Origin of the sequence: Lunatimonas sp. (assembly GCF_020832325.1) — a bacterium.
Lineage (GTDB): Bacteria > Bacteroidota > Bacteroidia > Cytophagales > Cyclobacteriaceae > Lunatimonas.
Window position 1 is genome coordinate 120,416 of sequence record NZ_JAFIEU010000045.1, and the last position, 13,436, is coordinate 133,851.

Here is a 13,436-nt window from a genome sequence, read left to right on the forward strand (position 1 = left end):
GTTGTCAGTAAATTTTTAAATGACTTATATCACATAGCCAAATCCTGACAGAGATAAATTAGTAAGGCCAGCTGATAATTCCTCCCTCGAGGTTGTATAATTTCTCGAATCCCATATTTGCCATCACGCCGCATGCCTGACCACTGCGGTTTCCACTCCTACAGTATAGGTAGTATTCCTTGTCCTTTGGCAGGTTGGCCACCTGCTGCTGAAAGGAGGGCGAAAACAAATCGATATTTCTCGCTCCCTTAATTTTCTCTGCGGCAAACTCTCCAGGACTTCTCACATCGATCAGCACTGCGTTTGGTGAAGACATTCCTTTCTTAAACGCTTCCGCTCCTATATCTTGATACTTTTTTGTTCTGCTTCCGAATAAACTAAACATAGCTTTTTTGTTTTATTGATAGCACAAAAGTAGCGGGTGCACTAGCCAAAAAAAGTAATTTTTATCACATACCGCAGCCAATAAAAAACACCTCTGAGTGACGAGAATGGACTAATCCTTTTTTCTGCCAGAAAAAGGGTAACTTATCTGTCTCCAAAAATTTTTAGGGTAGGATTCCATTCCTTCAAACCCCAATGGCTCATCCCTTCCCTCCTTCGGAATATAGGCTGTCCCAAACAGATAATCCCACACACTTAGGGTAAGGCCATAATTCACGCCAAATTTTCCCTCTGGCAGATGCTTTGCGTGATGCCAGATATGCATGGTAGGCGTATTAAGGATATACTTCAGAGGCCCATACGTAATTTTTAGATTGGCATGATTTAGATGTCCGATGGCGATGGTAAATAAATACACCAGAAAAAAATCGTCCAGTCCAAAGCCGATCATCGCCAAGGGAATATATTGAACACTCTTATAGATAATGGTTTCCATCCAATGGAATCGAAGGTGGGCCGCAAATCCCATCTCTTCCACCGAATGATGCAACTTGTGGTATTCCCATAAGGCCGGAATTCTGTGCAGCATGCGGTGCACATTCCACTGAATAAAATCGGCTACCACGAATAACACCATCATCTGTGCCCATCTGGGCCAGCTTCCAATTTCGATAGCAACCAAATTTTCCACACCAAACCAGGCCAACAAATCATTAAATGCCTCGACTGCCACATTGGAAACCGCATTGTAGACAATGAGCGAAAAAAGAAAGAAATTAAAAAACATGTAAAACACATCCAGCCAGAAATCCTTTCGGATTCGGGCCTGTCCCTGTCGCCATGGAAAAATTATCTCGGCCAACCAAACCAACAACGACAACCCCACGAGCCACCAAAAGTAATTTTTCCAAGAGGGGTACATGATCTCGCTGAGAAGGTAATCGGCATAGCCATAATAGGCATTTCCGGCGATTTCCAAATATTTATTGATGTCTGCCAAATATTTATTGATGTCTGCCAAATCCTTATTGATTGTTTTTTACGCCCGTCAGGTGACGGTTTACGCTGCTTGGTCTCCTGTACACAATTCAACCCGATTGGCGCCAATTTTATTAGGTATGGGTTGAAACAATGCGCCTTTTTCCCTATACTTACGTTACACTGGATGAACGACGTATTTATTTCAGTAAATAATTAACCTATGGCAGAAAAAGTTCCTTAACTCATTAGGCCTTCTAGTAATATAAATTTCCGATGCTCATAAGTCAGGTTCCAGACGCAAAAATACCCGCAGGCCCCTTGGACAAAAAATGGTCCAATTTCAAACAAAGCGCCAAGCTGGTAAGCCCAAACAACCGCTCTAAATACCATGTCATTGTGGTAGGCACCGGGTTAGCCGGGTCTTCCGCAGCAGCTTCCCTAGCAGAGATGGGGTTCAAGGTGACCACTTTCTGTTTCCATGACTCACCAAGGCGTGCCCACTCCGTGGCTGCCCAAGGTGGCGTCAATGCTGCAAAAAACTATCAAAACGACGGAGACAGTGTATACCGCATGTTTTATGACACCCTGAAGGGTGGTGATTTTCGATCAAGAGAAGCCAATGTGTACCGTTTAGCCGAATGCTCTGCCCATCTTATCGACCAAGCCGTTGCACAGGGTGTGCCTTTTGCGCGTGAATACGGAGGATATCTGAACAACCGCTCCTTTGGAGGCGTGCAGGTTAACAGGACCTTTTATGCCCGCGGGCAAACAGGCCAGCAGCTTTTGTTGGGCGCCTATCAAGCACTTATGCGTCAGGTGTCTTTGGGAAAAGTAACTAGCCATACCCGTCACGAAATGCTGGATTTGGTTGTCATAGAGGGAATCGCTAAAGGCATTATTGCGAGAAACATGGACACCGGTCAAGTCACCCAACATGCAGCAGATGCGGTCGTTCTGGCTACCGGCGGATTTGGCAAGATTTTTTACCTGTCCACCCTAGCCATGGGTTGTAACGGATCTGCAATCTGGCGGGCACATAAAAAAGGAGCTCTTACCGCGTGCCCCAGTTGGACCCAGATACACCCCACCTGCTTACCCCAGTCGGGAGATCACCAATCCAAGCTCACACTCATGTCCGAATCGCTGCGAAATGATGGTAGAATTTGGGTTCCCAAAGGCAAAAATGACAAACGGAAAGCAATCGATATCCCAGAAGAAGAACGGGACTATTATTTGGAACGAAAATACCCCTCGTTTGGTAACTTGGCTCCTAGAGATATCTCATCGCGGGCCGCTAAGGAGCAGATCGATGCAGGCCACGGAGTAGGCCCTATGAAAAATGCTGTATACCTCGATTTCAAGGACGCCATCAAACAACAGGGCATAGAGGCCATCCGAAAAAAATACGGTAACCTCTTTGACATGTACGAAAAAATTACCGGTGTAAATGCCTATACAGAACCCATGCTCATCTCTCCTGCTGCTCATTTTTCTATGGGCGGACTATGGGTGGACTACGAACTCAGCACGAGCATCCCTGGGCTTTATGCCATCGGAGAAGCCAATTTTTCAGACCACGGAGCAAATAGACTGGGGGCCAATTCACTTTTGCAGGCATGCGTAGACGGATACTACATCCTACCCTATACTCTACCAAACTACTTGGCAGGATTAGACCGTACCGCTAGAACGGACATTTCACATCCCGCATTCCAAGATGCAGCCAATGAGGTTTCCACCCATCTGGAACAACTTTGTGCTGTAAACGGAAATAAAACGGTTGACCATTTTCACCGACAACTCGGTAAAATACTATACGACCGATGTGGGTTGAGTCGGACCGCAGAAGGACTCCGGGATGCCATTTCCAAAATTACCGAATTGAAAGAGTCTTTCTATAGGGAGGTGAAAATTCCGGGGACACCGGGCAGAATGAACGACGAACTGGAAAAAGCAGGACGGGTAGCCGACTATTTCGAAATAGGGATTCAAATGTGTAAGGATGCGCTCACGAGGGATGAATCCTGCGGTGCACACTTCCGAGAAGAGTTCCAAACATCGGAAGGAGAAGCTATGCGGAACGATGCTGATTACAGTTTCATATCCTGTTGGCAACATGCAGGTGTGGATTCCATCTTATTAAAAGAGCCTCTGCATTTTGAATTTGTGAAACCTACCGAAAGAAGTTATAAATAATGGATTTTCTATTGAAAATATGGAGACAAGAGTCCCCCGAAGCATCGGGGCGCTTTGTGGACTATTTGGTTTACGAAATTTCTCCGGATACTTCATTTCTAGAAATGCTGGATCAACTGAATGAAGCACTGATTATTAAGGGTGAGGATCCGGTGGCTTTTGATCACGATTGCCGGGAGGGTATATGCGGACATTGTGGTTTTGTCATAAACGGAAGGGCGCATGGACCACTATCCAATACAACCACCTGCACACTTCACATGCGTTCATTCAAACACGGTGACACCATCTTTGTCGAACCGTTTAGGGCCAGCAGTTTCCCTATAAAAAAAGACCTCCGCGTGGATCGGTCGGCATTTGACAAAATCATACAAGCGGGAGGCTATATCTCGGTTCGTACCGGACAGGCTCCAGAAGCAAACAGCATGCTGATACCTAGCGAAACAGTAGAGGAAGCATTTGATGCAGCTGCATGCATAGGTTGCGGTGCATGTGTGGCCAGTTGTAAAAACGCGTCCGCAGCCTTATTTACTGCCGCAAAAATCGTGCATTTGGGCAAACTCCCCCAAGGGCAACCCGAACACCGGGAGAGGACCAACAGGATGGTTGAAAAAATGGACGAACTGGGATTCGGCGCATGCTCCAACACAGGGGCCTGCGAAGTGGAATGTCCGCAAAGCATCTCTATCAGCCATATCGCCGAAATGAACAAAGCCTTCTGGAAGAGATAAGGGAGTAGTACGTTAGGATCCCATTTCCCAACCTGAGCGTACTGGTTCTTGGATATATTTATCGGCATCGGGAAGACCCTTTGCTTTTAGGTTTTCCGCATCCCAGTAGATTTTTTCTCCTTTCATACGAAGGGAAAGGACTCCCAATAGCGTTATTTCAGTCAAATGCGCTCCGTATTCGAAATTGGCACTGGCCTTCGGACCACCCTTGATGGCATCTACCCAATCTCTGAAGTGGCCGTTCGAACGAGGGATGGTTTGAGCTGGAACCTTTATTGACTTGGCCAACGTCTCCGGGAAAACTTTTGGCGCCCGGTTGCCTCCCTCGTTTACAATGATTCCCTTATCTCCGATAAAGAGAGTGCCCCTAGAGGTCCACTGATAGCCCGCCGGCAGTGCCGGGTGCAATGGCGGTCGCACACCACCGGAATACCACGTAAGCTTCACAGGTGACCTCTTGCCTTTGGCTCCAAAGGAATAATAACCTATCTCCCCATAGGGCGTAATATCTTCGTTGCTGAAGCCAGCCGGAAACACCTCCACGGTTTCGGGGTAACCCAATTCCAGTGCCCAGGTAGCGGCGTCCATGTCGTGGCAACCAAAATCCCCCAACGCTCCACATCCAAAGTCCCAGAAATCCCTCCATGTCACCGGTGAATACCAATGGTGAAATGCCTTATGCGGGGTAGGTCCTAGCCAGAGGTCCCAATCGAAACCATCAGGCTTGCGGGTACTGGTGGTTGGCATCCCCTTAACTTCGGGAATCCAGCGGGTAGCCGGCACCCAAGCGTGTACATCCCGTACCTCTCCGATCACCCCTGCCCGAATAAACTCCACGGTCTCTCGAATGCCATCGGTGCTGTGCCCCACATTGCCCATTTGTGTAGCCAAGCCAGTCTCCTCGGTTAGCTTTTTGATCATACGTGCCTCCCAAATATTGTGGGTTAGGGGCTTTTCACAATACACATGTTTATTGGCTTTCATAGACAGGTAGGTGATGTATGCGTGGGTATTGTCAGGAGTGGAACAACATACGGCGTCTAATCCAGACTCCCGCTCCAACATGCGTCGAAAATCCAGGTACTCGGCCACGTGGTAATTTGTCGTCTTGTCTTCGTAAAATTGCTCTATTCGCCTTTTCACAGGCCCCCTGCCCGCGATAGAACGGTAGTAAAAATCTGCCAAATCCCAGTAATTTCCCGGGTCAGCGATGGCTGTAAGCTGAACATCGTCCAACTTCATCAGGTCCTCCGCATTTTGGCGACCCTTGCCCCCTGCACCGATGATACCGATGTTCACCTTGTCACTGGGCGCAGTATATCCACTGCCTCCAAGTACAAATCGAGGTACAATGTAAAATCCAGTAGCAGCAACTGCCGCCTTTTTAATAAAATCGCGTCTTTCAGAGGGTTGTTTGTTGTTCTTTTGGGGGCTTTTCATTGGTGTATTTTTTTATCTTAGGCCATTCCTTCTACATTGCTCTTACCTTACGCTCGAATATAAGGCATTTTTCTAAAATTAGAGAATCCTAGCTACCTCAAATTCGGTAGATCCTCTCAGCATTGCGGTGAAATATATCTGCTTTTTCTTCATCGCTTAATTGATCGGTATACTCAAAAAACACCTCCGCCCACTGCATATAGGACCCTGCACGAAGCACGACCGGCCAATCTCCACCAAAAACCAATCTTTCAGCATCAAATGCAGCAAACACCTGCTCCATATACGGCTTAAGATCCTCTGAGGTCCAACTCTGAGGGTCAGCTTTCGTAATCAACCCCGATACCTTACATACTACGTGATCCAATTTCCCAAAGTGAGACATATAGCGCTTCCAGTGGTCAAACTGTGCCCCACCCTTTATATCCGGGTTTGCGATGTGATTGAGCACAAAAGTGAGTTGTGGAAACCGACGGACGAAATCCAAGGCTGGCCCCATCAGCGGGGGAGTGATATTCAAGTCGTAGCTAAGGCCATGGATACCCATTAATTTCACTCCCTGCAAAAAATCCGTACTCTCTAGCAATTCCTCAGAGACGCCTCTGCGGATACCTTTTACAATGCCCCGACTAACCAGCTGCTCCATCTCCTTTTCAGCCTCCAAACCTCTTTCAAGTGGAAAATACGCAACCATTCCTCGAATCCGAGGATCCTGCTTTGCCTGGGAAATTACCCAGTCCACCTCTGTGAGGTATTGCTCCGGACGGCGTCCACATTCTACAAACACCATTTTGGAAACCGGCAGTGACTTCGAGGCTTCTTGGAAATCCTTTGGAAAAAAATCACGATCCAACACCCCGCTTAACCAAGGATAATCCATTGCAGACCTGTCCCACAAATGCAGGTGTGTATCAACGATAGGAATCCTGTTCTCAATAACCTTTGACCAAGCCGGAATACCGGATACAGCCGTCATGCCTGCACCCATTATTGAAACGCTTGTTAGAAAATCTCTTCTGTTCATCTGTGATAGAAAAAAGCCTTGGACCCTTTTATCAGTCCAAGGCTGAAACAGCTTTAAGCCGGAATCAATGGGGTGTTTAATCGGGCAATCGACGTATCAATCTCCGCTTGGGTCAGCTCGTGCTGCTTTATTTTCCCGGCAAAGTAGTCATCGTATGCTTTCATATCAAAATTACCATGCCCACACAGGTTAAACAGGATGGTCTTGGAAGTCCCTTCCTCCCGGCACTTTTTAGCTTCGGCAATCGCGGTAGCAATTCCGTGGTTGGCCTCTGGAGCTGGAATGATACCCTCGGCACGGGCAAATTGCACCCCCGCTTCAAAAATCTCCAGATTATCATGGGCCTTTGCCTCAATTAGCTTATCCTTAAGCAATTGACTGACTATGACACCAGCACCGTGATAACGGAGCCCTCCCGCATGAATAGGGGCAGGAATAAAATCATGACCCAGCGTATACATGGGCAACAACGGCGTCATTCCTGCGGTGTCTCCAAAATCATAGCGGAAAACACCTCGCGTCAACTTTGGACAGGAAGCGGGTTCACTGGCGATGCACCGAATATTTTTACCTTCCTCCATGTTTAATCGCAAGAATGGAAAGGCTAACCCGGCAAAATTAGAGCCCCCACCAAACGGCGCAATGACGATATCGGGCATATCCCCAGCCTTCTCCATCTGCTTGATGGCTTCCAGCCCAATGATGGTCTGATGAAGCTTCACATGATTCAGCACCGACCCCAATGCGTATTTCGTATCATCCCGGGTAGCGGCCATCTCTACAGCTTCCGAAATAGCTATCCCCAATGAACCGGGTGAATCTGGATTTGCTGCCAAGATATTTCTGCCGGCCTGGGTTCGGTCTGAAGGAGAAGGATATACATCTGCGCCCCAGGTGTTCATCATCATTTTTCGGTACGGCTTATCTTGATAGGACAGCTTGACCATGTACACCTCACATTTGATCCCGAAATGCTGACAGGCAAAACTCAAGGCACTTCCCCATTGACCGGCACCAGTCTCTGTAGTAATCCGCTTGATGCCTTCCTGCTTATTGTAATATGCCTGCGGAATCGCAGTATTCGGTTTGTGAGACCCCGACGGGCTTACACCTTCGTATTTGTAATAAATTTTTGCCGGTGTATCCAAGGCTTTTTCCAAGCCATAGGCTCGGTACAATGGGGTAGGTCGCCAAATACTGTACATTTGGCGGACTTCGTCGGGAATGGCCACCCATTTATCGGCAGTCACCTCTTGCTTGATAAGCGCCTCTGGAAACAGCGGTGCCAACGCATCTGGACCAATGGGCTGCAAGGTTCCCGGATGTAAGGGCGGAAGCGGCTTATTCGGCATGTCCGCTATGATATTGTACCAGTTTTCAGGAATTTCGCTTTCCTCCAACAAAATTTTTCGTGTGTTCATAAAGTTTGCGGTATGTTTCTAGGTTTATCTTATTCTATCTTGAAATTAGTGCTTTTTCATGGAAATCAAGGTTTGTTTAACAAATATGCTTCCACTGCTTGATTGTTTATCCCAACCAACAGCACATCCAGCTTGCCTAACTTAATGAATTGTAGAGATTTTACATCTCCAAAAAAACCCAGGCCGGCCTTTTCTTGAGCTACGAATTGAAAATTTCCCCTGCCATCTCCTTGAAAAAGCTGTCCAAAGTTTGCATCAATCACTCCGTACCTTAACCTAATAGAATTTTGGTTCCCTCCCAGTAGCAGGTCCAAGTTACCGTCGCCGTTAAAATCCAATACTTGAATAGCATGGACCGGAGCAAACTGTGCCTCTTGTGGCAGCGGACGGGAAACAAAGCGCCCCTCTCGGTTTTCCAAGTACATGCTACGTAACTCGATCACCTCCAACGTTTGGGCATTTGCCAGCTGCTCCTTAGAGAAAATATCGGATAATTTCGCTGTAGAAAACGACTCGTAATCGGTAAACTTACTCCTAAGCCCATACATTTGGTCCAAAAGCTCATCCCTACTCAAGAACGGATAAGCAGTCCCATGAATATAGGTCGTTAAAATAGGATCAATAGAACCGTTTTTATCGAAGTCATCAAAAACAAGCCTTACCGGTTCCTGCTTGCTGGCCTTTAGCTGGGAATTCAAGCCAAAGTTGCCAACTATCAGATCTAAATCTCCGTCGTTGTCAAAATCACCGACCCGAAGACTGGACCAAAGCCCGTTGATGGGCTCGTCAAAAAATTGGTCTGTAGCTAACTCTAGCCTTTCTCCTCGCTCATTAATAAAAACCTGAATAGGCATAAACTCTCCCACCACTACCAAATCCTCGAAACCATCCCCGTTGAGATCGATCCATTGGGCGTCAGTTACCATCCCGATCGTAGCAAGCTCTTTGTTATACGTTTCGGTCACATCCTGAAACCTTCCATTCCCATCATTTTTTAACAAATACGAACGGGGCGCAACCGGGAACTCACCCGGAATAACTCTTCCACCTACAAAGAGATCCATATGGCCGTCACCATCTAAATCCACCGGTCTCACACAGCTTCCACTTGTGGTCATTGCCGGCAAAGCTCCCTCTGCTTTTTGGTAGTTGCCCCCTCCCTGATTAATATACAAACGATCCTGAAGTCGCGGATCGTCCGGTTCATAATCGTGGTACCCTCCAGAAACCACGTAAAGGTCCTGCCAGCCGTCTCCATTGGCATCAAAAAAAACCGCATCAGCATCCGAAGAACCTACGTCGGCAGACAAATCCAAGCCTTGGGACTGGATGAACTGCCCTGTAGAAACCTGAAAGAACAACCTCCCGGGTGTATTCTGCACACCTCCTACGTAGACATCGTTAAAACCGTTCCGATTTACATCACCCACCGAGATAACCGGACCCACCGGTGACAACATATAGTTGAGTAGCGGCTGCCGCTTAAAATCGTTGTACCCGGGCTCGACGTGTTCATAACTTAACGGTGGCACAATGGGCGTAAATACCGGATCTTCACGGGTCTTGTCCTCCGCCAAATAGGTCGCTGCATCGTTCTCCCGCACAGATATCACTTGCCCTGCTTGCACATCGCGCAACCACTGAATCTTGCCGCTAGGCCAGACAACTTTCACCGAGTCCACCCGATCGCGATCCCCCAAACCGAAATGAACCCTTGGGGTTACCGAAGACTGGAATCCTCTGGTAAGTTGCTGCTCGTAAAATTGCATTTGTCCACCCGCGTAAACAAAAATTTTGGATCCCAAACCAAAACGATTGCCACCCACTCCCTCCAGGTGTAATTGTAGAAAATTTTTATGTAGTCCGACTTCCTGGTTCCGGTTTCGATAGATTCCCGCTGTGCCGTTCAGGTGATTGACCACCAGATCCAAGGCCCCGTCGTTATCTAGGTCCGCAAAAGCAGCGCCATTCGAAAACCCCGGCTCTTGAAGTCCCCAAGCTTTTGTCCTGTTCTCAAAGGTGAGATCGCCGTTATTTCTAAAAAGGTAATTTGAAACAGGCGTAGAAGTCATTGAGGTTACCAGGTGTAGGGTGTCCGCAGGTTCCTTGGCCCTAGCTTGGGCAAAATAATAATCGCCTTTGTACTTCAAAAAGTCCCGATTGGTATAGTCCCGGTAATAACCGTTTGACACAAAGAGATCTTTCCAGCCATCGTTATCGAAGTCTGCAAACAAGGATGCCCAACTCCAATCTGTATTGGAAATGCCCGCTAATTGGCCTATTTCGGCAAAAAAACCACCTCCTTGATTCAGGTGCAACATATTTCGCATATTTTGGTGGTAAAAATCCTTCATCACCATTAGTGCATACTGCTCGTAATTTTCCGGACCATATAATAACTTCTGCCGCTTATTTTCCTCTGGGAGCATGTCCAATGTAAAAATATCCGGAAGCCCGTCGTTGTTGATGTCACTGATATCAGATCCCATTGAAAAATAGGAAATGTGCTGTAGGTAAAGGGTCAAACTTTCGGTGAACGTTCCGTCTCCGTTGTTTACGTACAGGTAATCTGGCTCTTGATAATCGTTGGATACATATAAATCCGGGTACCCATTTCCAGTGATGTCAGATACTGCGATACCTAGACCAAAACCCATGGAATTACCCTTGATTCCGGCCTCTTGACTGACATCTACAAAACGGCCCCCATCGTTTCTAAACAACTTATCCCCTGCAAATCGGTTCCGGTCACGCCGCTTCGCATCGAACTCTATTTCATTAATTACTCCCGTATTGTGATTTAGAAGATACATGTCCAAATCTCCGTCTAGGTCATAGTCAAAAAACAACGCCTGAATACTATTGCCTACATCGTCTAACCCAAAGGATTTGGCTTCGTCTTTAAATGTTCCATCTCCTTGATTGATAAATAATTGGTTTCTACGAAGCTCAGGATCTCCCTTTCCGGAATAGCACACGTAGATATCCAACCATCCATCTCCATTTACATCCACCATGGTGACTCCTGTGGTCCACGCACTCTTGCCTTCCACGCCGGCATCTTTGGTGATATCCTTAAACTTAAAATTCCCCTGATTCAAATACAGCTTGTTGGGAACCATGTTTCCGGTGAAGTAAATATCATCCAACCCGTCGTTGTTGACATCTCCCACAGCCACGCCGCCCCCATTGTACATATACTCATAAGTAAGTATGTTGGTCTTTCTATCCTCGGTCAGATTGTTCTGAAATCGAACGCCGGTCCTTCGAGGCGCTTGACTTTCAAATAGCTGCTGACCGCTTGCAAGGAGTGATAAAAAGCACCCCATGCATCCAATCAGCCAACGTAATTTATCCACTCTCATAGATTTCTTTCAATTTAATAAACAGCGTGTTACTTACCCTACTACATTCCTATCTGGAAGCATGGTTATGGGCTTTTTCCCTTTGTAATCGTCAAAAACCCCACTTCCAACCAGCTTTTTTCTATTCATGGCAACCCTGTCCGTAGTAAATCTAAGGGAATAATGCCTATATCGCAACCGAAATACCCGTCTGTACGACTAAAAATCACGTGTAGGAAAAATCCAAAAACACCCACCATAAATAAACCGATTTATTTCGTAAAATAGTTCTAAAAAAAGTAACTTCATCGTGCCGTTTACTCCCAGGTGCTCCATTTCGCCAATTCAAATTGACATGTCAAAACCAATGAGCTACACCATCCATCCCCAATCCTGGATCAGAATACTAACCGTATTTCTTTGTACGTTGATTGGGATTTCCTGCCAGAGCAAAAAACAAAGTGAACTGCTCTGGGAGGCCAATTTCCATCTCATCGGGTCCCAGTCATCCCCACGGGCGGTAGATCTAACCCAAGATGGTGTATTAGATATTGTGATTGGAGCAGGCAGAAACGAATTCCAAGAAACCGAGCAAGGGGTATTGGCTATCAATGGGCAAGACGGTTCCCTGATATGGTCGCATGCCGCGGCAGATCAGATCTATGGTTCTGCCACGTTTTATGACATTACCGACGATGGTATTCCCGACGTTTTTATCGGAGGTAGATCCTGCCAGTTTCGGGCCATTGATGGAAAGACAGGCAAGCTGATCTGGAAATACGAAAATACCGACATTAACCACCCGATTCTTCGATATGCCCGTTTTAATTTCAACCATTCGGTGCAAATCGCCGATCAAAATGGCAATGGATACCCGGAATTACTCCTTTCTAATGGCGGCAACTACGAAGCATTACCCTACATGACTGAGAACCGCTTCCCAGCGGTGATTATGGTGCTTGATTCCAAGACCGGAGAAGTCTTGGCGGCAGATACCGTACCGGACGGGCAGGAATCTTACATGACTCCCCTGGCATTTCAACAGCCATGGGAGTCCAATCCGACTGTCGTGTTTGGAACCGGCGGGGAAACCTTGGACGGATCGCTGTTCTTAGTGTCCCTATCTGACCTGATGGAAAATAATCTTTCTAACGCTGAACGAATTGCTACTGATACAGGACACGGGTTTATCGCGCCACCTGCAATCGCCGACGTAAACCAAGATGGCTTTATGGATATCATCGCTATTTCACATGGAAGCCGTGTATTTGCGATAGACGGCAAAAGCCGAGAAACGATCTGGACACAACACATTTCCCATACCGAGTGTAGCAATAGCTTTGCAGTAGGTTACTTTACAGATGACGATGTGCCTGACTTCTTCACCTTTGTGAGCGAAGGCATTTGGCCGGAAAACACCGGGTCCATACAGATAATGTTGGATGGTAAAAATGGTGACATTTCGTACAAATCGTCGATAGGGTGCACCGGATTCTCCTCACCGGTAGCCATTGACCTAAACAGGGACGGGCGTGAAGAAGTCATTCTCAGTGTAAATGAATTTGACTGCAATCGCTTTATCGGCGATCAGAGCGCCTTTGCTATTACAAACCGGTTAATCGGTATTGATTTTAACACACAGGAAACCTTCACCCTAGACCAGACCGAGGGTATGAAAAACATCTTTTCCACACCCTGGTTGGGTGACATGGATGGAGATGGTTTTTTGGATCTGGTACACTGTCAGTACTTCAGTCATTCGGACTTACTTTCCTTTTTGGGTATGCGGATGAAGCGAATAGACCTTCCCATAAGGATCAGACATAAGCCTGTATGGGGATCATACATGGGGAAAAAGGGTGACGGAATATTCCGGCCAAATCTCTAAATGTGTTCATTAAAAAAGCCCCGAGAA

The 13,436-nt window shown here is 46.9% G+C and carries 9 protein-coding genes; 3 read left to right on the forward strand and 6 right to left on the reverse strand.

What is annotated here, in order from left to right; genetic code table 11:
- Nucleotides 1–58: 58 nt before the first annotated feature.
- A complete protein-coding gene (locus tag JJU34_RS17240; RefSeq protein WP_228693654.1) occupies nt 59–385 on the reverse strand; it encodes a rhodanese-like domain-containing protein in 327 nt (108 codons plus the stop codon).
- Nucleotides 386–496: 111 nt separating this feature from the next.
- Nucleotides 497–1,375, reverse strand: a complete 879-nt coding sequence (locus tag JJU34_RS17245) for a sterol desaturase family protein (RefSeq protein ID WP_228693755.1) — start codon at nt 1,373–1,375, stop codon at nt 497–499.
- A gap of 263 nt (nt 1,376–1,638) precedes the next feature.
- Between JJU34_RS17245 and JJU34_RS17250 the strand changes: the two genes are divergently transcribed.
- Together JJU34_RS17250 and JJU34_RS17255 are read left to right on the forward strand one after the other, a co-directional pair.
- A complete protein-coding gene (locus JJU34_RS17250; protein ID WP_228693655.1) occupies nt 1,639–3,561 on the forward strand; it encodes a fumarate reductase/succinate dehydrogenase flavoprotein subunit in 1,923 nt (640 codons plus the stop codon).
- Nucleotides 3,561–4,292 (forward strand): succinate dehydrogenase/fumarate reductase iron-sulfur subunit, encoded by a 732-nt coding sequence (locus JJU34_RS17255; RefSeq protein ID WP_228693656.1) that lies wholly within the window; start codon nt 3,561–3,563, stop codon nt 4,290–4,292. Before JJU34_RS17250 ends, JJU34_RS17255 begins: the two co-directional genes overlap by 1 nt.
- Nucleotides 4,293–4,304: 12 nt before the next feature.
- Here JJU34_RS17255 and JJU34_RS17260 read toward each other — a convergent pair whose 3' ends face one another.
- From JJU34_RS17260 to JJU34_RS17275, 4 genes are all read right to left on the reverse strand, one after another.
- On the reverse strand, nt 4,305–5,732 hold the full coding sequence (locus JJU34_RS17260) for a Gfo/Idh/MocA family oxidoreductase (protein WP_228693657.1): 1,428 nt from the start codon (nt 5,730–5,732) through the stop codon (nt 4,305–4,307).
- Nucleotides 5,733–5,829: 97 nt separating this feature from the next.
- The gene (locus tag JJU34_RS17265; protein ID WP_228693658.1) at nt 5,830–6,756 is read right to left on the reverse strand and encodes an amidohydrolase family protein; all 927 of its coding nucleotides are present in this window, start codon (nt 6,754–6,756) and stop codon (nt 5,830–5,832) included.
- 53 nt (nt 6,757–6,809) lie between these two features.
- Complete coding sequence (locus JJU34_RS17270; protein WP_228693659.1) at nt 6,810–8,177, reverse strand: TrpB-like pyridoxal phosphate-dependent enzyme; 1,368 nt, start codon at nt 8,175–8,177, stop codon at nt 6,810–6,812.
- 65 nt (nt 8,178–8,242) lie between these two features.
- Entirely contained in the window at nt 8,243–11,542 is a 3,300-nt protein-coding gene (locus tag JJU34_RS17275; RefSeq protein WP_228693660.1) for a VCBS repeat-containing protein, read from the reverse strand.
- 346 nt (nt 11,543–11,888) lie between these two features.
- On the opposite strand from JJU34_RS17275, the gene JJU34_RS17280 reads away from it, so the two are divergent.
- Nucleotides 11,889–13,409 carry a PQQ-like beta-propeller repeat protein gene (locus JJU34_RS17280; protein ID WP_228693661.1) on the forward strand — a complete coding sequence of 507 codons (1,521 nt, stop codon included), beginning with the start codon at nt 11,889–11,891 and terminating at the stop codon, nt 13,407–13,409.
- The last annotated feature ends 27 nt before the right edge of the window (nt 13,410–13,436 follow it).

What these genes read in the sequence shown, in the direction of transcription:
- JJU34_RS17240 (WP_228693654.1), bottom strand. Translation starts at nt 385, where the DNA reads ATGTTTAGTTTATTCGGAAGCAGAACAAAAAAGTATCAAGATATAGGA.
- JJU34_RS17250 (WP_228693655.1), top strand. Translation starts at nt 1,639, where the DNA reads ATGCTCATAAGTCAGGTTCCAGACGCAAAAATACCCGCAGGCCCCTTG.
- JJU34_RS17255 (WP_228693656.1), top strand. Translation starts at nt 3,561, where the DNA reads ATGGATTTTCTATTGAAAATATGGAGACAAGAGTCCCCCGAAGCATCG.
- JJU34_RS17260 (WP_228693657.1), bottom strand. Translation starts at nt 5,732, where the DNA reads ATGAAAAGCCCCCAAAAGAACAACAAACAACCCTCTGAAAGACGCGAT.
- JJU34_RS17265 (WP_228693658.1), bottom strand. Translation starts at nt 6,756, where the DNA reads ATGAACAGAAGAGATTTTCTAACAAGCGTTTCAATAATGGGTGCAGGC.
- JJU34_RS17270 (WP_228693659.1), bottom strand. Translation starts at nt 8,177, where the DNA reads ATGAACACACGAAAAATTTTGTTGGAGGAAAGCGAAATTCCTGAAAAC.
- JJU34_RS17275 (WP_228693660.1), bottom strand. Translation starts at nt 11,542, where the DNA reads ATGAGAGTGGATAAATTACGTTGGCTGATTGGATGCATGGGGTGCTTT.
- JJU34_RS17280 (WP_228693661.1), top strand. Translation starts at nt 11,889, where the DNA reads ATGAGCTACACCATCCATCCCCAATCCTGGATCAGAATACTAACCGTA.